Source organism: Corynebacterium nasorum, from assembly GCF_032821635.1.
Taxonomy (GTDB): Bacteria; Actinomycetota; Actinomycetes; order Mycobacteriales; family Mycobacteriaceae; genus Corynebacterium; species Corynebacterium kefirresidentii.
In genome coordinates this window covers 1-24,452 of sequence record NZ_JAVBIE010000012.1, presented here as the reverse complement: position 1 = coordinate 24,452, position 24,452 = coordinate 1, and the positions used below count along the sequence as shown (strand labels likewise).

The following is a 24,452-nucleotide window of genomic DNA, read 5'->3' as shown; positions in this document are numbered from 1 at the left end:
GTGGATAACACGTATGGACAGGCGCTGCGCCGTGGGGTGCAGCGCCTTCGTGCTGCCGGGGTACCAAGCCCCGAGTGGGATGCGCGCATCATTGCCACGCACCTTATTCATTGCGGCCACATGGATATCCCGCTGGACCAAGCTCCTATGCCCGGTTTCGATATGGCCTATGATGCGCTGCTACGTCGCCGCGAGTCCCGCGAGCCCCTACAGTACGTGCTAGGCAGCGCCTGGTTCGGTCCGCTGGAGCTCAAGGTGGGCCCTGGCGTATTTATCCCGCGGCCGGAAACCGAGGTGTTGGCGGACTGGGCGGTGCGCAATGCGGACGGCCCGCGGCTGGTGGACTTGTGCACTGGCACAGGGGCGTTGGCACTATATCTGCACCACTACTTACCTGAGGCGCAGGTGCGGGCAGTTGAGCTTGCCGACGCCGCCTTGGCCTACACCACTGCCAATACCCGCGGCAGCGGGGTAGAGGTCATTCAGGCCGATGCTACGGATGCCACTACCTTGGCGGAGTGGAACGGGACCGTGGACCTTATCGTGACCAACCCGCCGTATGTACCGGAGACGCCGAACCTCGATCCGGAGGTCTACCATGATCCACACGACGCGGTCTTTGCCGGTGAGGATGGGATGGGCGTCATCACCGGCCTCATCCCGACGTTCGCCCGCCTTTTGCGCCCGGACGGCAAGGTGGCCATCGAGCACGATGACTCCACGAGCGAAGCCGTACAAGCCGCAATGGCCCGCCACGGCGGCTTTGAAAGAATTTCGGCGCTGCAGGACATGACGGGAACGCCCCGCTTTGTCACTGCGGTGCGCGCGGTAGACTAAGACACCACTTAGGGCAAGAAGGGGAAAGACTATGCAAGGAAAGATTTTTAACTGTGCCGATGAGGCCGAGCGCGAAGAGGGCCTGAACATTGCGGTCAAGGCTGCACAATCCGGTCGCCTCGTGGTCATGCCCACCGATACGCTGTATGGCCTTGGCTGCGATGCCTTTGATAATGATGCCGTAGCCAATCTCTTGGCTACCAAGCAGCGCGGTCCGGATATGCCGGTACCGGTTTTGGTTGGTTCCTGGGATACCGTTCGCGGTCTCGTGGCTTCCTATACCGATACTGCGCGTGATTTGGTCGAGGCCTTTTGGCCGGGTGGCCTGTCTATCGTTGTTCCTCAGGCGCCATCCTTGCCGTGGAACCTCGGTGATACCCGCGGCACGGTAATGCTGCGCATGCCGCTGCACCCCATTGCAATTGAGCTTTTGCGCGAGGTTGGTCCGATGGCTGTGTCTTCCGCCAATATTTCTGGCCACCAGCCACCAACCACCGCGCTTATGGCTAAACAACAGCTGGGTAAAGCCGTAACGGTTTACTTGGATGGGGGAGAGACGGCCGTCGGTAAGCCTTCCACCATCATCGATCTCTCCGGTGAGCGCCCGTATCTACTCCGTGAAGGCGCGCTCTCGGCCGAGGAAATCGGCAAGGTCATCGGCCTCGATGCCCAAACCCTGCGCACCCGCCCCCAGGCTTAAGGAGGTATTCGCGTGAGCGGCAGTGGTGTCCCGCTGCGCGAGTTGGCCCTTGTCATCCTCGTCGCAGCAGCATTTACGTATCTGACCACCGGTGTGGTGCGCTCCTTTTTAGTGCGCACCGGCCGGGTGGCGGAAATTCGCCTGCGCGACGCCCACACTCAGCCCACTCCCCGCATGGGTGGTGTGGCCATGTTTACTGGCTTCGCGGCGGCAATATTCCTCGCAGCCCAGCTTCCAGCCTTGACTCGCGGCTTTATGCCCGTCACTCCGGAAATGAATGCGGTGCTATGGGCGGCCTTGGCGCTGGTGCTCGTTGGCGTGGTCGATGACCTAGTAGAACTCAGCGCCGTCGTGAAGCTTTTTGGCCAGCTTTTCGCTGCCACGCTCATGAGTGGGTTGGGCCTTACCTGGACACTACTTTTCATTCCGTTTGGCGGCGGCACCACCGTTGTGCTGGACCAATTGCAAAGCACCCTGCTCACCGCATTCTTTACCGTCTTGCTTATCAATGCCATCAACTTTGTAGACGGGCTTGATGGCCTGGCAGCAGGCCTTGGAATGATTGCAGGAGGGGCAATTTTAGTTTTTTCCTTGACCGTCCTCCATGACCAGGGCGGCGCTGTATCGGCCTATCCGCCAGCCATTATTAGTGCCGCACTGGTGGGAATGTGCGCCGGCTTCTTACCCCATAACTTCGAACCATCCCGTATTTTTATGGGCGACTCCGGCTCCATGCTTATCGGCCTTTTGCTCGCTGCGGCCTCAACTTCTGCGTCCGGCAAGATCAACATGTCTCTGTATGGCACGGTGGATATTGTCGCGTTGATGTCACCCATTATCGTGGTCGCCGCAGCGGTATTTATTCCAGTCCTCGACCTTGTCTGGGCTGTTATTCGCCGCCTATCGCACGGCCGTTCACCGTTTTCTGCGGACAAGGCGCACATTCATCACCGCCTCCTCAAGCTTGGGCATACTCATAGGCGTACCGTGCTAGTGCTCTACTTGTGGGTTTCCGCAGTGGCATTTGGTGCGGTGTCCTTTTCCATCGTTCCCGCGCCGGAGGCCATTGGCGTGACTATTGTGGCCCTGCTTCTCGCGTTTGCAGCTACTCTCGTGCCCTTGCGGCAAGGAAAGATTGGCCCTGCTGCTCGAGAGACCGTCGTGGTGGCGGAAACCGAGCCCTCGTGAGGTAGGCTCGGTCTCCGTGAATGATCCTAAAGTAAACTCTGATTTTGATGATCCGCGTCTGCCCCTCAAACGCGCCGTGCAGCTAGGTGTCAAAGCGTTGCTTGTCATTATGTTGGTATCACTTGCCATTTGGGGGGGATTGAAAGGCCTTCCCGGAATTTGGGGCGTCTTAATTGGTGCAGCTCTAGGCGGAGGATTCGTATTGTGCACGGCTCTTTCAGTCCTATTTACAGCCAAGTCAACCCCCTCGACAACAATTGCAGTGGTGCTCGGTGGGTGGCTGCTTAAGCTAGTTTTGCTCTTGGGGGTTTTGGCAGTAATTAGGGAAATGGATTTCTATGACACGTGGGCCTTGTTTCTTAGCGTAGTTGCAGCTCTTGTTGTAACCCTCGGAACTGAAGTCTGGGGGATAGTTACTTCTAAAGTGACGTACGTGGCTTAATCGGCGTCCAAAGAATGCTGCCAAAAGCTTGGGGCAGCTCAGCATCATGGGGGATACCGAGCAGCTCTATTTCATCTGTTACTTGCGGTTATGAGAGATTTATACCCCCGACGAGGGGCGGGTGAGATGTGGTGTGATGAATTCCACGCTTATGAGTTTGGCCAGCAAATCGCAGGTTTATAGCTTAATTACTTACTTTGGAATTGAAGAGTAGCTTCTATGGGGCCCCCACGTGCAAAAACTCAGGATCCAGCTGATACGATTCACTTCGGGTTACCGTGGAAGTAGGCACGTGCTCTCTTCCGGTATTGGTAAATCCCTGTCTTGTTCATGCTGATGTGCGACGGAGTCCGTGAACAGGACAGAAAGTTTGAGACGTCCATCGCACCACAAAAGCTTTTACAAGCTGTGTGGCCCGAACACGGGAGAGAACGCTGAGCGTTACAACATTGGCTATGAAAGGGCACTTCCACACGCCCGATCTAGGTGAAGAATTCTTCCCGGGGCAAATTGATGCCGACCATCTTTTTTTCGGTGACTTCGCCGGCGGATGGTTCGCGCTTGATCGCCTGATGCTGATTCGAATCTTGATGACGCTAATTGTGGTGATCCTTTTCTGGGCCGCCTTTAAGAACCCTAAGTTGGTTCCTTCTGGCATTCAGAATGTGGGCGAGAATGCGGTCGACTTTGTCCGTATTCATATCGCTGAGGACATTTTGGGTAAGAAGGAGGGAAAGCGATTTCTGCCAATTATCGCTAGCATCTTCTTCGCGGTTCTATTCATGAACGTTGCGACCGTTATTCCGGGGCTTAATGTCTCGCCGAACGGACGTATTGGTATGCCAATTGTCTTGGCCGCGGTTTCGTACATTGTGATGATTTACGCGGGTGCCAAGAGGTATGGCCTTGGTAAGTTCATTCGCTCCTCGGTAGTGATTCCGAACTTGCCACCGCTATTGCATCTTTTGGTGGTACCGATTGAGTTTTTCTCTACGTTCATCTTGCGGCCGGTTACCCTTGCTATTCGTCTCATGGCGAACTTCCTTGCTGGACACATCATTCTGGTTCTTCTCTTCTCTGCTACGAACTTCTTCTTCTGGCAGCTGAATGGTTGGACCGCACTGTCTGGACTAACCATTATTCTGGGCTTGGCTATGAGCCTGTTCGAGATTCTGGTTATCTTCCTACAGGCGTACATCTTCGCTCTTTTGACGGCGGTGTACATTGAGCTGTCCTTGCACGCTGATTCGCACTAAGGACGAGGTCGACGAGCGCGACCGAGTAAACCACCTAATTTAAACCATCGACATTCAGTCTTGAGACAGACTGAAATTCTACGAAAGGGAACGACTTTCACCATGAACGAAATCATTCTGGCAGCGGATGCCGCTTCGAAGTTTGAAGGACTGGGCACCATTGGTTATGGCCTGGCGGCTATCGGTCCAGGCATCGGTATCGGTATCGTTGCCGGCAAGACCGTTGAAGCTATGGCCCGTCAGCCAGAAATGGCTGGTCAGCTGCGTACCACCATGTTCCTGGGTATCGCCTTTACTGAGGCCTTGGCACTTATCGGTCTCGTTGCCGGCTTCCTGTTCTAAGAGCTCGAGTTTTCACACCGAATCTTTTAAGACGGGAGACCAATGAATAACGTCGTTTACTTGCTTGCAGCAGAGGGCGGAGATAACCCAGGTTCGGGTAGTTTCTCTGTTCTTCTGCCCAAGAACTATGACATTTTCTGGTCTTTGCTGTGCTTCATCGTAATTCTGTTGCTGTTCTGGAAGTTTGTAATTCCTATGTACAGCAAGATGTTGGCAGAGCGTGAAGACCGGATCGAGGGCGGCTTGAAGCGTGCCAAGGCTCAGCAGGCCGAGGCCAAGGCTGCTCTGGAAAAGTACAATGCTCAGCTGGCTGATGCCCGTGCAGAGGCAGCCGAGATCCGCGAGCAGGCGCGCGAGCGCGGCAAGCAGATCGAGGCCGAGGCCAAGACCAACGCGGAAGAAGAGTCCCGCCGCATCGTCGCCAATGGCGAGAAGCAGCTGGAGGCTTCCCGTTCGCAGGTTGTTACTGAGCTGCGTTCCGAAATGGGCCAGAACTCCATCAACCTGGCGGAGAAGATTCTGGGCGGCGAGCTTTCCGACGCCTCTAAGAAGTCCTCCACCATTGATGGCTTCTTGTCCGAGCTCGACTCTGTGGCACCGGCCGGAAAGTAGGCAACTATGAAGGCAGCTAGCCGCGAAGCACTCGCAACCTCGCAATCTCGCTTGGATGAAATCCTTGCTGGCGAGAATAACGTCGCCACCGCCGCACAGGCGGGCTTGGACATCTTTGAGGTTGTCGATGTCTTGGATGATGACCGCGAACTGCGCGTTGCATTCACCGATATCGCCGCCCCGAGCGAGGCACGTAAGTCCCTAGCAGAGAACCTTTTTGGCTCCAAGATTTCTGGTGGTGCGCTGCGCATCATTCAGGAAGCTGCGGCCGTACAGTGGTCCACTCCGAAGGACTTTGTCAAGGGATTGGTTTCCTTGGGCCGCCGCGCACTGCTGCGTGGCGCTGAGGCGCAGGGCCAGCTGGGCCAGGTAGAAGACGAACTCTTCCGCCTTTCCCAGATCCTTGACCGCGAGGGCGAGCTCACCCAGCTGCTTTCCGACCGAACTGCTGATTCCGCCCGCAAGCGCGGATTGCTGGCAAACGTGCTCTATGGCAAGGTCACGATGTTTACTGAGGCACTGGTGCTTCAGGCCATCTCCCGCCCAGAGCAGAACCCGATCGATGATGTGGCCGCTTTGGCTGATTCTGCAGCAGACCTGCAGGACCGCACCATTGCGCGTGTTACCGCAGCGGGTGAACTAAACGAAGGCCAGCAAGCAGTACTCGCTGAGAAGCTGGGCAAAATTTATGGTCGTGCGATGTCCATTCACTCTGAGGTTGACACCAGCCTCCTCGGTGGCATGCGCATCCGCGTCGGCGATGAAGTCATTGACGGTTCTACGGCAGGCAAGATTGCTCGCCTGCGTGCCCAGATGGCGTAGCCGAAACGACAGAAACGATTTAAGTAAGTGCTGGAAGATACTACCGAGAGCAGGAAGAACATGGCGGAGCTGACGATCTCCTCCGACGAGATCCGTAGTGCGATTGCGAACTACACCTCGAGCTACTCCGCGGAGGCCTCCCGTGAGGAGGTCGGCGTGGTCATTTCGGCAGCTGACGGTATTGCGCAGGTTTCTGGCCTGCCGTCCGTTATGGCGAATGAGCTGCTCGAGTTCCCAGGCGGCGTGATTGGCGTCGCACAGAACCTTGACACTAACTCCATCGGTGTCGTGGTCCTGGGCAACTTCGAGTCCCTCAAGGAGGGCGACGAGGTTAAGAGGACCGGCGAGGTTCTCTCCATCCCAGTGGGCGAGGAATTCCTCGGCCGCGTAATTAACCCTTTGGGTCAGCCGATTGACGGTATGGGCCCAATCAACGCTGAAGAGGAGCGCGTCCTCGAGCTGCAGGCACCGTCCGTGCTGCAGCGCCAGCCGGTTGAAGAGCCAATGCAGACCGGCATCAAGGCTATCGACGCAATGACCCCGATCGGCCGTGGCCAGCGTCAGCTGGTCATCGGTGACCGTAAGACCGGTAAGACCGCGGTGTGCATCGATACCATTTTGAACCAGAAGGCTAACTGGGAGTCCGGCGACAAGGATAAGCAGGTACGCTGCATCTACGTCGCAATTGGCCAGAAGGGCTCGACCATCGCTGGTGTGCGCCGCACCCTTGAGGAGCACGGCGCACTCGATTACACCACCATCGTGGCCGCACCGGCTTCCGATTCCGCCGGCTTCAAGTGGTTGGCACCGTTCTCCGGTGCAGCGCTGGGCCAGCACTGGATGTACCAGGGCAACCACGTCCTGGTTATCTACGATGATCTGACCAAGCAGGCTGAGGCCTACCGTGCCATTTCCTTGCTGCTGCGCCGTCCCCCGGGACGCGAGGCATACCCGGGCGATGTGTTCTACCTGCACTCCCGCCTGCTGGAGCGTGCTGCCAAGCTTTCCGACGACATGGGTGCTGGCTCCATGACCGCACTGCCGATCATCGAGACCAAGGCAAACGACGTCGGCGCCTTCATTCCGACCAACGTCATTTCTATTACTGACGGCCAGGTCTTCCTGGAGTCCGACCTGTTCAACCAGGGTGTTCGTCCGGCTATTAACGTCGGTGTTTCCGTCTCCCGTGTCGGTGGCGCTGCACAGACCAAGGGCATGAAGAAGGTTGCCGGTAACCTGCGTCTGGACCTAGCCTCCTACCGTGATCTGCAGGCCTTCGCGGCATTCGCATCTGACCTGGATGCTGCCTCCAAGGCTCAGCTGGAGCGCGGTTCCCGTCTGGTTGAGCTGCTGAAGCAGTCCGAGTCCTCCCCGCAGCCGGTGGAGTACCAGATGGTATCCATCTACCTCGCCGAGGCTGGCATCTTCGACGTCGTTCCCGTTGAAGACGTCCGCCGCTTCGAGGACGAGGTACACGAATACCTCAACGCCAACACCCCAGAGGTCTTTGAGCAGATTTCCGGCGGCAAGCCGCTAACCGATGAGTCCAAGGACGCATTGGTTGCGGCAGCTAAGGATTTCCAGCCGACCTTCCGCACCTCCGAAGGCCATAACTTGGGCTCTGAGGCACCGGTAGAGCCTTTGGATGAAAGCGACGTAAAGAACACCGAGTTCAACGTCTCCCGCAAGACGGCTAAGTAGAGTTCAGAACTCATAACTAACCGTCTAGATTAAAGAAGGGAGGAGAAACGATGGCTAATCTTCGCGAACTACGTGACCGCATCCGGTCCGTTAATTCGACTAAGAAGATCACCAAGGCCCAGGAGCTTATTGCTACCTCGCGCATTACCAAGGCGCAGGCCAGGGTAGAAGCATCTCAGCCTTATGCGACTGAGATGACCAGCATCATGAATAAGCTGGCTTCCGCCTCTACGTTGGAGCATGACATGCTGCGTGAGCGCGAAGACGGAAACGTCGCAGCCATTCTCGTGGTCACTTCTGACCGCGGTATGTGTGGCGGCTACAACAACAACGTCTTCAAGAAGGCCGCACAGCTGCAAGCTCTCCTGGAAAGCAAGGGCTACGAGGTAGTTCGGTACGTTACCGGCAACAAGGGCATCGGCCACTACAAGTTCCGCGAGGACGAGGTAGTTGGCAGCTGGGGCGGTTTCTCTCAGGACCCAACCTGGGAGGCCACCCACGATGTGCGCCGTCACCTGATTGATGGCTTTATTGCTGGTTCCAACGGCACTACCAAGGGCCGCGACGGCCTGCATGCGCAGGGTGAGGGCGTAGGTGTACGTGGCTTTGACCAGGTACACGTTGTCTACACCGAGTTTGAGTCCATGTTGACCCAGACTGCGCGCGCACAGCAGCTGTTGCCAGTTGAGCCGGTTATTCAGGATGAGGAGTACCACCTCGGTGACTCCGCTCTGTCCGACGCCGAATCTGCGGAGGATGTTGCCGCCGGATTCGAATTCGAGCCGGACGCAGATACGCTGATGGAAGCTCTGCTTCCGCAGTACGTCTCGCGTATCCTGTTTGCTATGTTCTTGGAGGCTTCTGCCTCCGAGTCCGCTGCACGCCGTACAGCTATGAAGTCTGCTACTGACAACGCAACCGAGATGGTCGAAGACCTCTCCCGCGTGGCTAACCAGGCCCGTCAGGCACAGATTACCCAGGAAATTTCAGAGATCGTCGGTGGCGCTGGCGCGCTATCTGACAGCGCAGAAAGTGACTAGATTATGACTACAGCTCTGCAAGAGCAGAATGCACAGTCTTCGGCAGTCGCCGGTCGTGTCGTGCGCGTCATCGGTCCGGTTGTGGACGTGGAGTTCCCACGTGAGGCACTGCCGGCCCTGTACAACGCACTGCACGTCGACATCAAGCTCGAAGCTGTTGCAAAGACCGTCACCCTCGAGGTCGCTCAGCACCTCGGTGACAACCTTGTCCGTACCGTGTCTATGGCACCGACCGACGGCCTCGTCCGCGGTGCCGAGGTCATCGACTCCGGAAAGCCAATTTCCGTGCCGGTCGGCGACGTCGTCAAGGGCCACGTCTTCAACGCCCTCGGTGATTGCCTCGATGAGCCGGGTCTCGGCCGCGATGGCGAGCAGTGGGGAATCCACCGCGAGCCGCCAGCGTTCGACCAGCTCGAGGGTAAGACCGAGATTCTGGAGACCGGCATTAAGGTCATCGACCTGCTGACCCCGTACGTCAAGGGCGGCAAGATCGGCCTGTTCGGCGGTGCAGGTGTGGGTAAGACCGTTCTGATTCAGGAGATGATTACCCGTATCGCCCGCGAGTTCTCCGGTACCTCCGTCTTCGCCGGCGTCGGCGAGCGTACCCGTGAGGGCACCGACCTCTTCCTGGAAATGGAAGAAATGGGCGTGCTGCAAGATACCGCCCTTGTCTTCGGCCAGATGGATGAGCCGCCAGGAGTCCGTATGCGTGTGGCTCTGTCCGGCCTGACCATGGCGGAGTACTTCCGCGATGTGCAGAACCAGGACGTGCTGCTGTTCATTGACAACATCTTCCGTTTCACCCAGGCCGGCTCTGAGGTTTCGACCCTGCTGGGTCGTATGCCTTCCGCCGTGGGCTACCAGCCGACCTTGGCTGATGAGATGGGTGTTTTGCAGGAGCGCATTACCTCGACCAAGGGCCGTTCCATTACGTCCCTGCAGGCCGTTTACGTTCCTGCCGATGACTACACCGACCCGGCTCCGGCTACGACGTTCGCTCACTTGGACGCCACCACCGAGCTGGACCGTGCTATTGCCTCCAAGGGTATTTACCCGGCAGTGAACCCGCTGACTTCTACCTCTCGTATTCTCGAGCCAGGTATCGTCGGCGAGAAGCACTACGAGGTTGCACAGCGCGTCATCGGTATTCTGCAGAAGAACAAGGAACTCCAGGACATCATCGCCATCCTTGGTATGGACGAGCTGTCTGAGGAAGACAAGGTCACCGTTCAGCGTGCCCGTCGTATCGAGCGCTTCTTGGGCCAGAACTTCTTCGTTGCGCAGAAGTTCACCGGCCTGCCGGGCTCCTACGTACCGCTGTCCGAGACCATCGACGCCTTCGAGCGCATCTGCGATGGCGAGTTTGACCACTACCCAGAGCAGGCTTTCAACGGCTTGGGCGGCCTTGACGACGTCGAGGCTGCATACAAGAAGTTGAACGAGAAGTAGGGAGAGGCACATGGCTGACATCACCGCCGAATTGGTTTCCGTCGAGCGCCTGCTGTGGTCTGGACAGGCCTCCATGGTCACGGCTGAGACCACCGAGGGTGAGATCGGCGTGCTTCCCGGTCACGAGCCAATGATCGGTCAGTTGATCGATAATGGCGTGGTGACCATCCACCCAGTGGACGGCGAGCGCCGCGTCGCCGCCGTGCAGGGTGGTTTCCTCTCCGTTACCCAGGACAAGATCACCGTCCTCGCTGATTGGGCCATCTGGTCCGATGAGGTGGATGAGGAGAAGGCTCAGAAGGACTTTGCTTCTGAGCACGAGCTCGCCAAGTCCCGTGGCGAGGCCGCACAGCGTGCTGTCCGCCGCGCCAAGGCTTAGTACCTTGGATTGATAGGAGAGGGCAGCAATAGCCGCCCTTCCTGCTCTCTAAAGGCGCCCCGGTTTAAACCGGGGCGCCTTTTTGCGTTTTCTTTGCCTTTTCTTATTGGCGTATAGGTCCTGCCAAGCGCTACAATTCAAGAATCAGTTTCTCCACAAAGCGAGGATGGCGTGAAGGCCCATGAATTCAACGGTGGTTACAGTGCTTCTGTGGGCCCTTGGCGTGGCCCTATTGCTGGTTATTTTTCTGGCTGCGCTTCGCTTTTTTACCGTGCGTGCCCGCGGCACTGCCGTCTTGCTACGCCGAGTACCCGCTAGAAATTCCCTTTCTTGGCGCCATGGTTCGCTGCGTTATGAAGGCGAATTTGTGGAGTATTTCAAGCTCCGCTCCGTTTCTCCGCGCTGCGATCTGCGTATCAACCGCCTCGACATCGAAGTAGTAAGCACCCGCTCGCTCGATGATGCCGAGGCTTCTTTTATGTCTGCCGCCACCGAGGTTGTGCGCTTTCGGGTCAAGGGCCGGGAATATGAGTTGGCATCTGATGCCCACGGCATTATGGCCTTCGGGGCGTGGGTAGAGGCCGCACCATCCAAACGTCAGCAGCGCTTCGACTTCCGGCAACTTCGCCAGCGCGCTACCCGTCAATCCAAGCGATAAGGTTACCCGCTAGGGTAGAGGGCATGCGTTTAGTAATCGCCCGATGCTCCGTAGATTACGTGGGCCGTTTGGATGCCCACCTTCCCATGGCAGACCGTCTACTCATCGTCAAGGCTGACGGCTCTGTATCCGTGCATGCTGATGACCGCGCGTATAAGCCGCTTAATTGGATGACCCCTCCGTGCACGTTAAAAGAATCCGCCATTGAGGACCTAGACGGTGACGATACCGGCGAGGTTTTGTGGCTGGTGGAAAATCCTAAAGGCGAGCAGTTGCGCATTACAATTGCTGAGATCCATGAGGAAATCTCCTATGACATGGGTGAAGACCCAGGCCTAGTCAAAGACGGCGTGGAGGCTCACTTGCAAGAGCTTTTGGCAGACCAGATCGATACCTTGGGCGATAGCTATACGCTGGTACGCCGCGAATACCCAACGGCGATAGGCCCGGTAGACATTATGGCGAAAGATGAAAACAACAAAAATGTTGCCATCGAGGTGAAGCGCCGTGGTGGGATTGATGGCGTGGAGCAGCTGACGAGGTATCTGGAGTTGCTTAACCGTGATGAGCTTCTGGCCCCAGTATCTGGTGTATTCGCGGCCCAGGAAATCAAACCGCAGGCCCGCACGCTAGCAGAGGACCGAGGCATTCGGTGCGTCGTACTGGACTATCAGGAACTCCGCGGACTTGAGTCGAACGAATTGCGATTGTTCTAATGCCACGGCGGAATAGACGCAAACCGCTCGAGCTTCGATCCTTGCCTAAAGATGGGTCGACTTTTCTCGGCTCGCAGACGGTCGAGGGGCCTAGCTGGACGCACGGTGAACCCTATGTTATGCGGCATATCGGTTCTGCGCGTGCCCAAAAGTACTATGTGTGCCCAGGGTGTAATCAAAATATTCCTCCCGGGGTGGCTCATATCGTGGCGTGGCCGCGCGACGTGGGCCGCCAGGGCGATGATCGTCGGCACTGGCACCGCCACTGCTGGGAGCGTAGGTAGACTAGCGGGCATGATTGTTGCATTCTCTGTAGCCCCTGCAGTAGTTAATAATGATTCCCAAGAAATGGCTGACGCCGTCGCTGAGGCCGTGCGCGTAGTCCGCGAATCCGGCCTTCCTAACGAGACCAATGCCATGTTCACCCTGCTTGAAGGCGAGTGGGACGAGGTCTTTGGAACTATTAAGAAGGCCACTGACGCGGTGCGTGCGGTATCCCCGCGCACATCTTTGGTGGTCAAGGCTGATATTCGCGAGGGCGTAACCAATCAACTGACTGACAAGGTAGATGCGGTTAACCGCCGCCTTGCAAAGGAGGACTAGATGACTTCAGCAAATAATGCTTATGTAGGAGGCGCGCTCGACCTCAGCCAAGTAAAGGCGCGGGCCGAGGCACGGCAGAAGGCACAGGAATCTCCGCAGACCACTGCTGGCGGGATCCAACCCTTCTTCACTGTGACGGAAGCTAACTTCGACCAGGACGTGGTGCGCCGTTCTACGGAAGTTCCGGTGATTGTTCTCATTGGCACCGCCCGTTCCACGCAGTCGGAGCAGCTAAAGACCGACCTACAGGGGTTGGCCGCGCAAGGAAACCGCAGTTTCCTAGTTGCCTACGTGGATGCAGATACTACCCCACAGGTTGCGCAGGCCTTTGGCGTGAAGAACCTCCCCACTGTGGTGGCCCTGGGCGCTGGGCAGCCGCTGACGAATTTCGAGGGTGCACAACCACTAGATGCGCTAAAACAATGGGTAGATGCCTTGGTGCAGAATGTTGGCCCACAGTTGAAGGGCCTACAGAGCGATGCGGGAGAGCCCCAGACCCAAGAGGAAGAAGAGGATCCGCGCCTCCAAGAAGCAGAGGGCTTCTTAAATGCTGGCGATTTTGATGGTGCTCTTAAGGTCTATAACTCCATCTTGGAGGCTGAGCCCGAAAACGTGCAGATTAAGCAGGCCCGCGATACAACCGTACTGCTCAAGCGCCTTGATCCTGCCAACCAGACCGAGGATCCGATTGCGGCTGCGGAAGGGGACAAGGGGGACGTCGATAAGCAGATGCGTGCTGCCGACGCCGAAGTGGTTGCCGGCGCCCCAGAAAAGGCCTTTGATCGCCTCATCGAGACGATGAAGGCAACGGCCGGTGATGAGAAAGCTCGCGTGCGCGAGCGCTTGCTGGAGCTCTTCGGGCTCTTTGAGGGCAATGACCCGCGCGTGATGGAAGCTCGCACCAAGCTGGCGAGTGCCCTGTACTAGCTTGGGTAGGATGGGAAAGCATGACTTCAGTGCTTTTCCTGTGCAATACAAATCGCGGCAAGTCGCAGATGGCTGCGGCGCTTGCCGCCAAGCATGCGCCTGAGTGGGATATTTACTCGGCTGGGGTGCAAACTTCCCCGGAACATATCCAGCAGGGCATCAATCAAGAGGCCAAAGCTTCCCTCGCGAAGGTGGGGGCAGAAATGACTGGTACTCCTGCTCTAGTGGATCCCCACCTTGCTGCCGCTGTCGACCACGTCATCGTGGTAGGTGATGCGGAATATGACGGGCCAGCGCAGAGGTGGGCCATCGAGGATCCCTCGTTGCGTGGTCTGGAAGGTGAAGAGCGCATGGATGCGCTTCGCGATGATATCGAAGCGCGCGTGGTGGAGTTCCTACGCACGCAGCGATAGGCGTTTTATTGCTCCAGTACGTACCACTGCACCGAGTTGGCCGGTAGGTGAAGCGTGGCGGAATTATCCGCCACGTGAATATGCTGAGGAAGCGGGTTCCCAGCGCCCTCATAAACGGCATCATCGGTGTTAAGTACCATTTTCCAAGCACCATCACGTGGAACCCAGAGGCCGTAGTTGGGAATGGAAGAACCCGACAGGTTGCACACAGCGAGCAAGGCAGACCCGTCCGCGCCATAGCGGACGTAACCCAGCACGTTATTGTTCGAGTCATCGGCCTTGACCCATTGGAAGCCGTCTTGGCTAAAATCCTGGCTCCACAAAGCTGGGGTGTCGCGGTAAATGAGGTTGATATCGCGCACGAGGCGCTTAATGCCCCGGTGCCACTCATTGCCCCAACCATCGAGGTTGCCCCAATCCACGGAATGCTCCTCGGACCACTCGGTGGTTTGTCCAAATTCCTGGCCCATGAAGAGCAGATTCTTGCCAGGGTGGGAGAACATGTAGCCATACAAAGCGCGCAATCCGGCGGCCTTATTCCAGTCGTCGCCAGGCATGCGCTGCCACAGTGAACCCTTGCCGTGGACTACTTCGTCGTGGCTAAACGGCAACACGTAGCGCTCAGAATAGGCATACACCATGGAGAAGGTGAGCTCGCCATGGTGATAGGAGCGGTGGATGGGCTCGTGCTTGAAGTACTCCAGGGTGTCATTCATCCATCCCATATTCCACTTCAGGGAAAAGCCCAGCCCGTTCTCGGAAGTAGGAGCGGTAACGCCCGGCCAGGAGGTGGATTCCTCGGCGATGGTGAGTACGCCAGGATGGGTGCGGTTGAGGGTGGCGTTGGTTTCCTGCAGGAATTGGACGGCTTCTAAATTCTCGCGCCCGCCAAACTGATTGGGTAGCCATTCATCGCGGGAGTAGTCCAGGTAAAGCATGGAAGCGACGGCGTCTACGCGCAGGCCGTCAATGTGGAATTCTTCAGCCCAATACAGGGCGTTGGCTACGAGGAAATTGCGCACCTCATTGCGGCCAAAGTCAAAAACATAGGTACCCCAGTCGGCTTGCTCGCCGCGGCGGGGATCGGGGTGCTCATAAAGCGCTTGACCATCGAAGCGGCCTAAGGCCCAGTCATCTTTGGGGAAGTGGGCTGGCACCCAGTCCACGATGACCCCGATGCCGTTTTCGTGCAGTGCATTGACTAATGCGCGGAACTCATCCGGCGAGCCCCACCGCGCTGAAGGCGAGTAATAGCCAGAGACTTGGTAGCCCCAAGAGCCGCCGAAGGGGTGCTCGGCCACGGGCAAGAGCTCGACGTGGGTAAAACCATGCTCCTTGAGATAAGGGATGAGCTCCTCGCGAAGTCGGTTATAATTCGCCCCGACCTTCCACGAGCCAACGTGGACCTCATAGATGCTCATCGGGACATCGAGGTTGCCGGTGCGCTTGTCCATCCACGCGGAATCAGACCAGCCGAAGCTGGTGGAATCCACGATCGAGTCCGTTTCCGGCGGACAGGTGGTGCGCTTGGCCAATGGGTCGGCCTTGTCTTGGCGGCCTTCCTGGCTAAAGATGGCGAACTTATAGTGCTCGCCAGCACCGATGCCTGGGACAAAGACCTCCCATACGCCGGTAGAACCGAGCGAACGCATGGGGTACTGGGTAGGATTCCAGCCGCAGAAATCGCCCACGACGGCAACACCTTGGGCATTGGGGGCCCATACGGCAAAGGACACACCGCTTACGGGGCCCATCTCTGTGTCATAAGAGCGTAGGTTGGCGCCGAGGAGATCCCAAAGGCGCTCGTGGCGACCTTCGCCGATAAGGTGCAGATCTAGAGAGCCGATGGTGGGCAGGAAATGATATCCGTCTGCCACGGTGCGGGTAGGGGCGCCGGGGTAGGAGATTTCGAGGCGGTAGTCGCAGTTCTCGCCTACTTCCGCTTCCCAGATATCGTCGCCCACCAAATTCATAGACAAGGATTGTGTGGGGGTATGAAGTTGTACCGCGGTGGCGCCAGGCTGGCGGGTACGGACGGTACCTTCATGCCAGCCGTAGAATCCGTGTGGGTCATGGTGGCGGCAGTCATTGAGACGAGCGAGGTCAGCGGCCGGGATGTTCATATAATCAGGGTACCTAGATTGGGTGCGTTCCGGTGGACAAATGTTTACGGGCGATAGTCGGTGACCTCGCGCCAGGTGAGCTGCTCCTGAAGGGCATGGTCGGCAGGGGGAAGGACGAAGACATGGGCGACGTCGCGAAGCGGCTCTAAGCGCACAAAATTGCGCTCGGACCAGTGATAGGCAGAGCCGGTAATCGTGTCTTGGACGGAATAGGACTCGCCGGGATGGCGGCCGATAGCGCGCATATCTACCGTAACGGTCGCTTCTTGCGCATTGCGCGGATCCAGGTTGACCACGACGAGAACCACATTGCCGGTGGCTGGATCGGCCTTGGAATAGGCAATGATGGCGTCATTGTCGGTGTCATGGAAGCGGAGGGTACGCAGTTGTTGTAATGCGGGGTTATCGCGGCGAATCTGATTGAGCAGCCGGATATAGGACTCTAAAGAGTCTCCTGACGCAACCGCAGCAGCAAAGTCGCGTGGCCGCAGTTCGTACTTCTCCGAGTCGAGGTATTCCTCGGACCCTGGGGCTACCGGGGTGTGCTCATAGAGCTCAAAACCGGAGTACACGCCCCATAGCGGAGACATGGTGGCAGCGAGGACAGCGCGTATGGCGAACATGGCGCGCCCCCCGGTTTGTAAAGATTCATGCAGGATATCCGGGGTATTGACAAAAAGATTAGGCCGGCAAATATCCGCCTGCTCTACGTGCATCTGGCCAAATTGGGTGAGCTCATGCTTCGTGGTCTGCCAAGTGAAGTAGGTATAGGACTGGGAAAACCCTGCTTTTGCTAGCCCGAAAAGGCGAGGGGCGCGGGTAAAGGCCTCTGCCAAGAAGATGACGTCTGGGTGGGTGGCGTGTACGCGGGTAATCAGCCAATCCCAGAAGTTGGCGGGCTTGGTGTGTGGGTTATCTACGCGGAAAGTGCTCACTCCGGCTTCGACCCAAATCATGAGCGTTTCATAGATTTCGTGATAGATGGCATCCTGCGCGTTATCGAAGTTGAGTGGATAGATATCCTGATACTTCTTCGGTGGGTTCTCAGCGTAGGCGATGGTGCCATCTGGAAGGACAGTGAAAAATTCTGGGTGGCTGGTGGCCCACGGGTGATCGGGCGATGCCTGCAGCGCGAAATCAAGCGCTACTTCCAGGCCAAGTTCCTGGGCGCGAGAGACCAGCTTCTTGAAGTCTTCTATTGTGCCCAATTCGGGGTGGGTGGTGGAGTGGTCCTGGATGGCCCACGGACTTCCCACATCACCGGGCTCAGCAACGACCGAGTTATTTTTTCCCTTCCGATGCACCTTGCCAATGGGATGAATGGGGGGAAAATACACCGTATCGAAGCCCATATCGGCCACGCGCTCTAGTGCTTGGGCAGTAGTGTCGAAGGTGCCGTGCACAGGATTTCCCTCTTTGTCCCAGTCACCCGTGGAACGGGGGAAGAGCTCATACCACGAGTTATAAAGCGCGGCCGGGCGCTCCACGTAGACCTCGTGAATGGCGCCTTCTACTAGGAGATCACGCAGGGGATGGGAGTGCAGGATGTCTGCGGCCTCGTCCGAGAGCGCCACCTGCACGCGCTTATCGACGTCCAAAGACTCATCCTCCAAGTCCCGTGCAGCAGCAAAGAGGGGCGCCACAATATCCGAGGGGGTTTGCAAGGCCGCCCGAGAAAATAGATCCGCACCATGCTGGAGGTCATTGGCCAACTCGGCAGCGGATTGCCCAGCCGCCATCTTTTTAGTAACCGCGTTCTTCCACGTAGCAATGGGATCGGACCAGGCATCGACGCGGAAGTACCAGGTGCCTTGGGTACCTGGGGTAAAGACGCCGTGCACTCGATCTTGGTCTTTGGGGTCTACCTGCATGGTGACAGAGGACGTAGCCGTGGACCGCGCCGCCCAGGCAGACAAAGTGGCTGAGACCGCGTCGTGGCCTTCGCGCCAGACCAGTGCGGTGACGGGAATTACCTCGCCCACAACGGCTTTAGAAGCTACAGAACCGGCGGAGATAAGCGGGCGGACATCGTCAATACCAAGGCGAGTAGTCATGCCCATAAGACTAATGCAGCTGTGTCAATTTCACCGGGCAAAGAATAAATCAGTCACAATGGAGGGCGTGAACGACGTAACTCCTACAGATCAAGATTGGCTCGTAGATTTTCGCGGCGTCGAGTTGCGCCGCGGCGGCAAGACCCTCGTTGGTCCTGTGGACTGGCAGGTGGAACTCGATGAGCGCTGGGTAATTATTGGCCCCAATGGCGCGGGTAAGACCTCGCTAGTGCGCATGGCCGCGGCCGAAGAATTCCCTTCAAAGGGCACCGCCTTTTTGATGGGGGAGCAGATCGGCAAAACTGATATGCGCGATCTGCGCGCGCTCATCGGCATCTCCTCCGCTGCAGTGCAATCGCGAATCCCCGAAAATGAGCGCGTGGACGATCTCGTCGTCTCCGCAGGCTATGCAGTGCTGGGCCGCTGGCGGGAGGAATATCAGGACATGGACTTCTCCCGCGCTGATGAGATTTTGGCCCAGGTAGGTGCAACCCACCTGAAAGAGCGCACCTGGGGAACATTATCAGAGGGCGAAAAGAAGCGCGTCGTCCTCGCCCGCGCACTCATGACTAACCCAGAGCTGCTCATCCTAGACGAGCCTTCCGCCGGAATGGACCTGGGAGGCCGCGAAGACCTGGTGGGATACCTCGGCGATCTAGCCATGGATCCAGATGCCCCAGCCATCATCATGATCACCCACCACGTGGAGGAGATCCCATACGGATTTACCCACGCCATGCTGCTGGATGAGGGTAAGGTAGTGGCAAAAGGTCTGATTAATTCAGTCCTCACCTCAGAAAACCTGACTCGCGCCTTCCACCAGCCCATTCAGGTGGACCGCATTGGACAGCGATACTTCGCCCGCCGAGCTTCTCTATGACCAACCCTTTTCATGACCGTATCGATGCCGTTGACGCCAGTGATACCACCGGCTTTAACGGTGGGCGCTTGGCGGCAACCGTCCTGCTTCTACGGGACGGCACCGACGGTCTTGAAGTGTGGGTACAAGAGCGCGTGCACACCATGCACAATTACCCGGGGCATTCGGTCTTTCCCGGCGGCGGCGTAGACCCACGCGACTTTCCGCCGCGTTCCTGGGACTCGGGCGAACTATGGGCCGGAAAATCCGTCATCTCCATGGCCCGACGGATGGGCGTAACAAAGTACAAAGCCCACGCGCTAGTATTCGCCGCTGCCCGGGAGCTCTTTGAGGAAGCCGGCACCCTCTTTGCCATCCGCGAAGACGGAATTGTCTCCAATGCACGGCGGTATCACAAGGAGCGAAAACTACTCGAGAGCCACACCATTTCCTTTACCGAATTCCTCAGCAATAACGGCATGCGTGTCGACGCCGATATGCTCCTTCCCTGGGCACGGTGGGTAGGAAAGGGAAAAAGCCACTGGTTCGACACCTTCTTTTTCGTCGGGGTGCTGCCCTCTGGCCAAGAACCCGATGGGGATACCGACGAGGCGGACGATGCCGGATGGTTTTCTCCCCAGCTCATCCTGGACGGCTGGCGCGCCGGGCTGGTGCGCCTAGTCATTCCTACTTGGGCGCAGATGCAGAGGCTGAGCAGATACTCCTCGGTTCAAGAAGTCCTCGATGATGCGTCCTTTTCTGACCTGCGCCCTGTTATCGGGGATCCGCGCGAGGACCCTCGTTACCGCGAATTCTTTTCCACCACCCCTTTAGACCGCATATGAGTTATACCCCCGCAGAAGTCAGCTTCTTGATTGAGCACCACGAGGAAATTGCTCACCTCGATCTCGCCTTGACCAAGGCTTCTCGGCTTAAAGACACCGAAGTCTTGAAAGAGAAGTTCGGCGACTATGGACGCGCAGTCATGGAACTGGTGACCGCACGTAGTTCGGGCAAGCTTCCCAGTGATTGGCTGATGGACGCCGACTCAGCCCAACAAGCTACCCCCGTCGAGGTTGCGGCATACCGGGCGGAGTTTCTTGCAGAGCAGGGGGTGGGCAGCGTCCACGACATCACCTGCTCCATCGGTACGGAAGGTCTAAATTCTCCGCTCGACTACTTTGGCTCAGACTTGGACGAGTCGCGCGTGAGAATGGCGAGGCACAATCTTTCTTCGACCAAGATCTTTCGCGCTGATGCGCTCACCACTACAACGACTGCCGATGTCCTCCTTGCAGATCCCGCCCGTCGCGCCGGAGGTAGAAGAATCACCCGGCCGGAGGATCTCGTGCCACCGCTTCCAGAGGTCGTCGACAAGCACCGTGGCAAGGAATTGGCCATTAAGTGTGCACCCGGCCTTGATTTCAGCGAATGGAACGGCCTTGTTACCGTCGCAAGCGTCGACGGCGGAGTAAAAGAAGCCTGCCTTTATACCCCAGGCCTAGGAACCGGCCGAAGGGCAGTAATGATTCGTGGACACAAGCTAGACGTCCTCGATGATAAAGAAACAAACCTGCCCGAGGCCGGAGAGATTGGTAGCTACCTCATTGACCCGGACGGTGCCATTGTGCGCTCCGGCTTGGTGCGGCATTACGCGGCACGGGAAGGGCTGCACCAAATCGATGAGCGCATCGCGTACCTGACAGGGGAGAGGATTCCGGAGGGAGCCTCGGGATTTCCATTCATAGAAAAAGTACCCCTAAAGAGATTAAAATCCGTACTTAAATCCTATGACGCGGGGAGCTTGGAAATCCTCGTGCGCGGGGTAGAAGTGGACCCTGACCAGCTGCGGAAGAAGATGAAGCTCAAGGGGAAGAAGCCTTTTGCGGTAATCATTACGCGAATTGGCGCACAAGGAATCGCCTTGCTGTGCAAACCCCGAGTATCATCGTCCGAGGATAATTACGCAACATAAATATATCGGAAAGGTGAGTGCCCAATGCCAACTATCGTGGCTCTGGTCAAACACGTGCCGGATACGTGGTCTACCAAGTCTTTGGAAGATGACCACACCCTGGATCGCACCTCCGTGGATAACGTCATTGATGAGGTTAATGAGTATTCCGTGGAACAAGCCCTGCGCCTGCGCGACGACAACCCGGATGCGGGTTATAAGGTAGTAGCGCTGACCATGGGGCCGACCCAGGCAGACGAAGCATTGCGCAAGGCACTGGCTATGGGTGCCGATGACGCGGTGCTTGTCTCCGATGATTCGCTGGCGGGAGCGGATGCGCTGTCGACCGCATGGACTCTCAACGCTGCGCTGAACAAGCTTGACGACGTCCAATTGATCACCGCTGGCACCGAGGCCTCCGATGCCTCGACCGGCCTACTTACTGGATTGCTCGCCGAATACCGCCAGCTGCCTGCCCTTACCGGGCTGCACAAGGTAGAGCTGGCGGGCGGCACGCTGCGTGGCACGCGAGATGATGCGCGTGGCACCTGGGAACTAGAAGCGCCGCTGCCTGCAATTGTTTCTGTGAACGATAAGAGCGACAAGCCGCGCTTCCCTAACTTCAAGGGATTGATGGCCGCTAAGAAGGCGGAAATCACTACTTTCTCCTTAGCTGATTTGGGAATTGAGGCAATTGCGCCCACTACCTCCGTTTCGGCCGCCGAAAAGCGCTCACCGCGCACCGCTGGCGAGGTTATTTCTGAGCCCAACCCGCAAGACGCAGCGAAGAAGATCGCTGACTTCCTAGCCGCAAAGAACTTGATTTAGGAGTCGATATGTCTCACGTTTACGTATTAGTTGAGCACGATGCGGAAAAAGTCCTTCCCGTTACCGGAGAACTGATTACGGCCGCGCGCGAATTGGGTACGGTGTCTGCAGTGGTCGTCGGCAAGCAGGCAGATAAGTTCGATGCTGACCTTGCCGCCCTTGGCGCCGCGCAGGTGGTCCAAGCAACGGCCGAAGACTATGACCAGCGCCTCCTGATTCCAGAAGTCGATGCCTTGCATGCTCTCGGCGCCGCGAACCCCGCACCTATCGTGCTGGCCGCAACTCCCGCCAATAACGAGATTGCCGGCCGCCTAGCTGCCCGCCTCGCTTCCGGCGCACTGGTCAATGTCAGCGGCATCGCCGCTGATGGTTCCGCCCAGATGACCATTTTTGGTGGCTCCTATGAGACTACCTCTACCGCTACCGGCCAGTGCCCGATCTATACGCTGCGCCCAGGCGCGGTAGAGGCCGCACCACAGCAGGTGGAAGCGCAACCAGCCCCGATGCCGTTGCCGGCCGCTACTGGCAAAGATGTCAAGGTAACTTCCTTTACCCCTGCCCAGAAATCTGCACGTCCGGAAATTACCGAAGCCAAGGTGGTCGTCGCTGGCGGCCGGGGCGTGGGTGATGAATTCGGTGATGTTGTCGAGCCGCTTGCCGACGCCCTCGGCGCCGCAGTCGGCGCTACCCGCGATGCGGTAGACGAAGGCTTCTATGACGCTGCTTATCAGATCGGCCAGACTGGCGTTACCGTTTCGCCTGAGCTCTACATCGGTTTGGGCATCTCCGGCGCTATCCAACACACCTCCGGCATGCAGACCTCTGGCACTATTGTGGTGGTCAACCAGGACCAGGATGAGCCATTTTTCCAGATCGCTGACCTTGGCGTTGTGGGCGACCTCCATGAAATCGCCCCAGCCTTGACCGAGGAACTGAAGGCACGTCAGTAATGCCGCATTATTTTGACTACGCTGCTACCCAGCCGATGCGCCAGAGCGCGATTGACGCGTGGGTAGCTGCGGCTGGCTCCCTGAACTCCGGCGCGCAGTATGGTTCCGGCCGCAAGGCTCGGTCTGTGCTCGATGATGCCCGCGAGAAGGTTGCTTCACTCCTCGGCTGCGAGCCAATCGAGGTGATTTTCACTTCTTCTGGCACAGAGGCAGACAATATCGCCATTCAGGGACTTTATGCGGCCGGTAAAACAAACCGCATAGTTTCCACCGATATTGAGCATCCCGCCGTGCGCGATACCGTGGCTAAGCTGCACAATTCGGGTGCTACCGTCGAGATTCTTCCTGTCGATCGCTCCGGACACATAGCAGACCTGTCGGCTCTAGACACGCTTGCCGACGTCGCTACCTGCATGTGGGCCAATAACGAAACCGGCGCCATTCAACCCATCGAAGATATTGCCGCCCGAGCCAGCGCAGTGGGTACACCGGTACACGTTGATGCCGTGCAAGCGGTAGGAAAGGTTCCCATCGACTTTTCCCACCTAGGGATCACCAGCCTTGCAGCTAGCGCCCACAAGTTCGGCGGTCCCCGCGGCATTGGCCTACTTCTAGCCAAGCGGAGTCCCTCACCCCAACCCATTGCCTATGGCGGTGGGCAGGAGCGCGGAATTCGTCCTGGAACTGTCGACGTCGCTGGTGCTTCCGGTCTAGCTGCGGCTTTGGAGGAATCCGTCGCGGAAATTTCTACTCAAGGTGAGCGGATTTCCGCGCTTCGCAATAAGCTCCGCGATGGAATTCTCGCCACCATTGACAATGCAGTCATCAATTCCACTGAACCGTGTTTGCCTTCTCACTTGCACGTCTCTTTCCCTGGTGCAGATGGCGATAGCCTCATCATGCTGCTAGATTCCCTGCAGATTGAGGCCTCAACCGGCAGCGCCTGTAGCGCAGGTGTAAACCGCATGTCTCACGTTCTGGAAGCGATGGGAGTAAGCGAGGCTGAAGGAATCGGTTCCTTGCGCTTTACGCTAGGCCGGCTTACTTCGGAAGAAGATGTCGATTACGTGTTGGCTCATCTTCCCGAGGTAATCTCCCGAGCCCGATCCGTCTAGCTTTCATTCCTTTCCTTCGCCGCTGCCCGTCGGGCGGCGATAGCTTGGCCCACCGTTAGCGCCCAGTTCTTGTTCTTGGGTGCTAGCGGTCCTTGGGGCTCGTCATATTCCCAGCGCCCATCATCAAACAGCCACACAATGTCCCCAGTGTGCGGATCCATGATATAAAAAGCACCGCCGTCAGTCTTGACGTTATGGTGGTGCTGGCATAGTGAAGCCAAATTGCTCCCTGCAGTTTTCCCTCCCCGAGCATGGTCAATGCGGTGGTCTTTCTGGCAGCTTTCCGCAGGGCGGTAGCACCCCGGCCAGCGGCACACCCCATCGCGGCCTTCCACATAGGCGCCTATGAGCGGGGGCGTAACGCGTGCTGTCAAGGGGTGAATGCGCCACTTCGACCGGGAGGTAGTTGTGACGCGTTGGACTCCGAAGGATGTTAAGGATGCTGCTGTTGAGCGCGTGGTGGCAGGCGAGGCAGTTAGCCTGG

General features: G+C 57.7%; 26 protein-coding genes and 1 pseudogene. 24 read left to right on the top strand and 3 right to left on the bottom strand.

From position 1 onward, the window contains the following. The 18 genes from prmC (at position 1) to RAE07_RS09675 (ending at position 14,085) form a co-directional block, all read left to right on the top strand. Entirely contained in the window at positions 1–837 is an 837-nt protein-coding gene (prmC, locus tag RAE07_RS09760) for a peptide chain release factor N(5)-glutamine methyltransferase (protein ID WP_023021758.1), read from the top strand. Between the two features lie 31 nt (positions 838–868). Beyond that, positions 869–1,537 carry an L-threonylcarbamoyladenylate synthase gene (locus RAE07_RS09755; protein ID WP_023027842.1) on the top strand — a complete coding sequence of 223 codons (669 nt, stop codon included), beginning with the start codon at positions 869–871 and terminating at the stop codon, positions 1,535–1,537. A 12-nt stretch (positions 1,538–1,549) separates the two neighbouring features. Next, positions 1,550–2,725, top strand: coding sequence for a glycosyltransferase family 4 protein (locus RAE07_RS09750; protein ID WP_023021756.1), 1,176 nt, complete (start codon positions 1,550–1,552; stop codon positions 2,723–2,725). Positions 2,726–2,741: 16 nt separating this feature from the next. After that, complete coding sequence (locus RAE07_RS09745) at positions 2,742–3,167, top strand: Cg1360 family ATP-synthase-associated protein (protein WP_023021755.1); 426 nt, start codon at positions 2,742–2,744, stop codon at positions 3,165–3,167. Between the two features lie 455 nt (positions 3,168–3,622). Further along, the gene (atpB, locus tag RAE07_RS09740) at positions 3,623–4,423 is read left to right on the top strand and encodes a F0F1 ATP synthase subunit A (protein WP_023021754.1); all 801 of its coding nucleotides are present in this window, start codon (positions 3,623–3,625) and stop codon (positions 4,421–4,423) included. 102 nt (positions 4,424–4,525) lie between these two features. Further along, positions 4,526–4,765 carry an ATP synthase F0 subunit C gene (locus RAE07_RS09735; RefSeq protein ID WP_023021753.1) on the top strand — a complete coding sequence of 80 codons (240 nt, stop codon included), beginning with the start codon at positions 4,526–4,528 and terminating at the stop codon, positions 4,763–4,765. Between the two features lie 42 nt (positions 4,766–4,807). After that, positions 4,808–5,377, top strand: coding sequence for a F0F1 ATP synthase subunit B (locus RAE07_RS09730; protein ID WP_023021752.1), 570 nt, complete (start codon positions 4,808–4,810; stop codon positions 5,375–5,377). A 6-nt stretch (positions 5,378–5,383) separates the two neighbouring features. Continuing rightward, positions 5,384–6,199 carry a F0F1 ATP synthase subunit delta gene (locus RAE07_RS09725; RefSeq protein WP_239205708.1) on the top strand — a complete coding sequence of 272 codons (816 nt, stop codon included), beginning with the start codon at positions 5,384–5,386 and terminating at the stop codon, positions 6,197–6,199. Positions 6,200–6,259: 60 nt separating this feature from the next. Then, positions 6,260–7,900: a F0F1 ATP synthase subunit alpha gene (gene atpA / locus RAE07_RS09720; RefSeq protein ID WP_317001769.1), complete on the top strand. Its 1,641-nt coding sequence runs from the start codon at positions 6,260–6,262 to the stop codon at positions 7,898–7,900. 50 nt (positions 7,901–7,950) lie between these two features. Next, a complete protein-coding gene (locus RAE07_RS09715) occupies positions 7,951–8,940 on the top strand; it encodes a F0F1 ATP synthase subunit gamma (RefSeq protein ID WP_023021749.1) in 990 nt (329 codons plus the stop codon). Between the two features lie 3 nt (positions 8,941–8,943). Then, on the top strand, positions 8,944–10,389 hold the full coding sequence (gene atpD / locus RAE07_RS09710; protein ID WP_049361377.1) for a F0F1 ATP synthase subunit beta: 1,446 nt from the start codon (positions 8,944–8,946) through the stop codon (positions 10,387–10,389). A gap of 10 nt (positions 10,390–10,399) precedes the next feature. Beyond that, on the top strand, positions 10,400–10,768 hold the full coding sequence (locus RAE07_RS09705) for a F0F1 ATP synthase subunit epsilon (RefSeq protein ID WP_086588747.1): 369 nt from the start codon (positions 10,400–10,402) through the stop codon (positions 10,766–10,768). 181 nt (positions 10,769–10,949) lie between these two features. After that, the gene (locus RAE07_RS09700; RefSeq protein ID WP_023021746.1) at positions 10,950–11,426 is read left to right on the top strand and encodes a DUF2550 domain-containing protein; all 477 of its coding nucleotides are present in this window, start codon (positions 10,950–10,952) and stop codon (positions 11,424–11,426) included. Between the two features lie 23 nt (positions 11,427–11,449). Beyond that, positions 11,450–12,142: an endonuclease NucS gene (gene nucS, locus RAE07_RS09695; protein WP_023021745.1), complete on the top strand. Its 693-nt coding sequence runs from the start codon at positions 11,450–11,452 to the stop codon at positions 12,140–12,142. Continuing rightward, complete coding sequence (locus RAE07_RS09690) at positions 12,142–12,426, top strand: Rv1322 family protein (RefSeq protein ID WP_080971253.1); 285 nt, start codon at positions 12,142–12,144, stop codon at positions 12,424–12,426. The genes nucS and RAE07_RS09690 overlap by 1 nt, the downstream gene beginning before the upstream one ends. 10 nt (positions 12,427–12,436) lie before the next feature. After that, positions 12,437–12,745: a thiamine-binding protein gene (locus RAE07_RS09685; RefSeq protein ID WP_034656448.1), complete on the top strand. Its 309-nt coding sequence runs from the start codon at positions 12,437–12,439 to the stop codon at positions 12,743–12,745. Further along, positions 12,746–13,672, top strand: coding sequence for a tetratricopeptide repeat protein (locus RAE07_RS09680; protein WP_239208306.1), 927 nt, complete (start codon positions 12,746–12,748; stop codon positions 13,670–13,672). 20 nt (positions 13,673–13,692) lie between these two features. Next, entirely contained in the window at positions 13,693–14,085 is a 393-nt protein-coding gene (locus tag RAE07_RS09675) for an arsenate reductase/protein-tyrosine-phosphatase family protein (RefSeq protein WP_259824359.1), read from the top strand. A gap of 5 nt (positions 14,086–14,090) precedes the next feature. Here the strand turns inward: RAE07_RS09675 and glgB are convergent, their stop codons facing one another. Beyond that, positions 14,091–16,208 (bottom strand): 1,4-alpha-glucan branching protein GlgB, encoded by a 2,118-nt coding sequence (glgB, locus tag RAE07_RS09670; protein WP_317001768.1) that lies wholly within the window; start codon positions 16,206–16,208, stop codon positions 14,091–14,093. Between the two features lie 44 nt (positions 16,209–16,252). Continuing rightward, a complete protein-coding gene (locus RAE07_RS09665) occupies positions 16,253–18,262 on the bottom strand; it encodes a maltotransferase domain-containing protein (protein WP_034656479.1) in 2,010 nt (669 codons plus the stop codon). A gap of 58 nt (positions 18,263–18,320) precedes the next feature. On the opposite strand from RAE07_RS09665, the gene RAE07_RS09660 reads away from it, so the two are divergent. The 6 genes from RAE07_RS09660 to RAE07_RS09635 are packed head-to-tail and all read left to right on the top strand — an operon-like array spanning position 18,321 to position 23,968. After that, entirely contained in the window at positions 18,321–19,142 is an 822-nt protein-coding gene (locus RAE07_RS09660) for an ABC transporter ATP-binding protein (protein WP_023021739.1), read from the top strand. Then, positions 19,139–19,966, top strand: a complete 828-nt coding sequence (locus tag RAE07_RS09655) for an NUDIX hydrolase (protein WP_049361369.1) — start codon at positions 19,139–19,141, stop codon at positions 19,964–19,966. Before RAE07_RS09660 ends, RAE07_RS09655 begins: the two co-directional genes overlap by 4 nt. Then, a complete protein-coding gene (locus tag RAE07_RS09650) occupies positions 19,963–21,096 on the top strand; it encodes a THUMP-like domain-containing protein (RefSeq protein ID WP_316327341.1) in 1,134 nt (377 codons plus the stop codon). Before RAE07_RS09655 ends, RAE07_RS09650 begins: the two co-directional genes overlap by 4 nt. A 24-nt stretch (positions 21,097–21,120) precedes the next feature. After that, positions 21,121–21,903 carry an electron transfer flavoprotein subunit beta/FixA family protein gene (locus RAE07_RS09645; protein WP_316327339.1) on the top strand — a complete coding sequence of 261 codons (783 nt, stop codon included), beginning with the start codon at positions 21,121–21,123 and terminating at the stop codon, positions 21,901–21,903. Positions 21,904–21,911: 8 nt separating this feature from the next. Further along, positions 21,912–22,853: an electron transfer flavoprotein subunit alpha/FixB family protein gene (locus tag RAE07_RS09640; protein WP_086588755.1), complete on the top strand. Its 942-nt coding sequence runs from the start codon at positions 21,912–21,914 to the stop codon at positions 22,851–22,853. Beyond that, the gene (locus RAE07_RS09635) at positions 22,853–23,968 is read left to right on the top strand and encodes a cysteine desulfurase family protein (protein ID WP_316327338.1); all 1,116 of its coding nucleotides are present in this window, start codon (positions 22,853–22,855) and stop codon (positions 23,966–23,968) included. Before RAE07_RS09640 ends, RAE07_RS09635 begins: the two co-directional genes overlap by 1 nt. Here RAE07_RS09635 and RAE07_RS09630 read toward each other — a convergent pair. Next, a pseudogene (locus RAE07_RS09630) lies at positions 23,965–24,330 on the bottom strand (HNH endonuclease signature motif containing protein); the annotation flags it as partial. The gene RAE07_RS09635 and the pseudogene RAE07_RS09630 overlap by 4 nt on opposite strands. Between the last annotated feature and the right edge of the window lie 122 nt (positions 24,331–24,452).

Excerpts from the sequence above, each read along its gene's own strand:
- RAE07_RS09755 (WP_023027842.1), top strand. The coding sequence starts at position 869 with ATGCAAGGAAAGATTTTTAACTGTGCCGATGAGGCCGAGCGCGAAGAG.
- atpB (WP_023021754.1), top strand. The coding sequence starts at position 3,623 with ATGAAAGGGCACTTCCACACGCCCGATCTAGGTGAAGAATTCTTCCCG.
- RAE07_RS09735 (WP_023021753.1), top strand. The coding sequence starts at position 4,526 with ATGAACGAAATCATTCTGGCAGCGGATGCCGCTTCGAAGTTTGAAGGA.
- RAE07_RS09730 (WP_023021752.1), top strand. The coding sequence starts at position 4,808 with ATGAATAACGTCGTTTACTTGCTTGCAGCAGAGGGCGGAGATAACCCA.
- RAE07_RS09725 (WP_239205708.1), top strand. The coding sequence starts at position 5,384 with ATGAAGGCAGCTAGCCGCGAAGCACTCGCAACCTCGCAATCTCGCTTG.
- atpA (WP_317001769.1), top strand. The coding sequence starts at position 6,260 with ATGGCGGAGCTGACGATCTCCTCCGACGAGATCCGTAGTGCGATTGCG.
- RAE07_RS09715 (WP_023021749.1), top strand. The coding sequence starts at position 7,951 with ATGGCTAATCTTCGCGAACTACGTGACCGCATCCGGTCCGTTAATTCG.
- atpD (WP_049361377.1), top strand. The coding sequence starts at position 8,944 with ATGACTACAGCTCTGCAAGAGCAGAATGCACAGTCTTCGGCAGTCGCC.
- RAE07_RS09705 (WP_086588747.1), top strand. The coding sequence starts at position 10,400 with ATGGCTGACATCACCGCCGAATTGGTTTCCGTCGAGCGCCTGCTGTGG.
- RAE07_RS09700 (WP_023021746.1), top strand. The coding sequence starts at position 10,950 with ATGAATTCAACGGTGGTTACAGTGCTTCTGTGGGCCCTTGGCGTGGCC.
- nucS (WP_023021745.1), top strand. The coding sequence starts at position 11,450 with ATGCGTTTAGTAATCGCCCGATGCTCCGTAGATTACGTGGGCCGTTTG.
- RAE07_RS09690 (WP_080971253.1), top strand. The coding sequence starts at position 12,142 with ATGCCACGGCGGAATAGACGCAAACCGCTCGAGCTTCGATCCTTGCCT.
- RAE07_RS09685 (WP_034656448.1), top strand. The coding sequence starts at position 12,437 with ATGATTGTTGCATTCTCTGTAGCCCCTGCAGTAGTTAATAATGATTCC.
- RAE07_RS09680 (WP_239208306.1), top strand. The coding sequence starts at position 12,746 with ATGACTTCAGCAAATAATGCTTATGTAGGAGGCGCGCTCGACCTCAGC.
- RAE07_RS09675 (WP_259824359.1), top strand. The coding sequence starts at position 13,693 with ATGACTTCAGTGCTTTTCCTGTGCAATACAAATCGCGGCAAGTCGCAG.
- glgB (WP_317001768.1), bottom strand. The coding sequence starts at position 16,208 with ATGAACATCCCGGCCGCTGACCTCGCTCGTCTCAATGACTGCCGCCAC.
- RAE07_RS09665 (WP_034656479.1), bottom strand. The coding sequence starts at position 18,262 with ATGACTACTCGCCTTGGTATTGACGATGTCCGCCCGCTTATCTCCGCC.
- RAE07_RS09660 (WP_023021739.1), top strand. The coding sequence starts at position 18,321 with ATGGAGGGCGTGAACGACGTAACTCCTACAGATCAAGATTGGCTCGTA.
- RAE07_RS09655 (WP_049361369.1), top strand. The coding sequence starts at position 19,139 with ATGACCAACCCTTTTCATGACCGTATCGATGCCGTTGACGCCAGTGAT.
- RAE07_RS09650 (WP_316327341.1), top strand. The coding sequence starts at position 19,963 with ATGAGTTATACCCCCGCAGAAGTCAGCTTCTTGATTGAGCACCACGAG.
- RAE07_RS09645 (WP_316327339.1), top strand. The coding sequence starts at position 21,121 with ATGCCAACTATCGTGGCTCTGGTCAAACACGTGCCGGATACGTGGTCT.
- RAE07_RS09640 (WP_086588755.1), top strand. The coding sequence starts at position 21,912 with ATGTCTCACGTTTACGTATTAGTTGAGCACGATGCGGAAAAAGTCCTT.
- RAE07_RS09635 (WP_316327338.1), top strand. The coding sequence starts at position 22,853 with ATGCCGCATTATTTTGACTACGCTGCTACCCAGCCGATGCGCCAGAGC.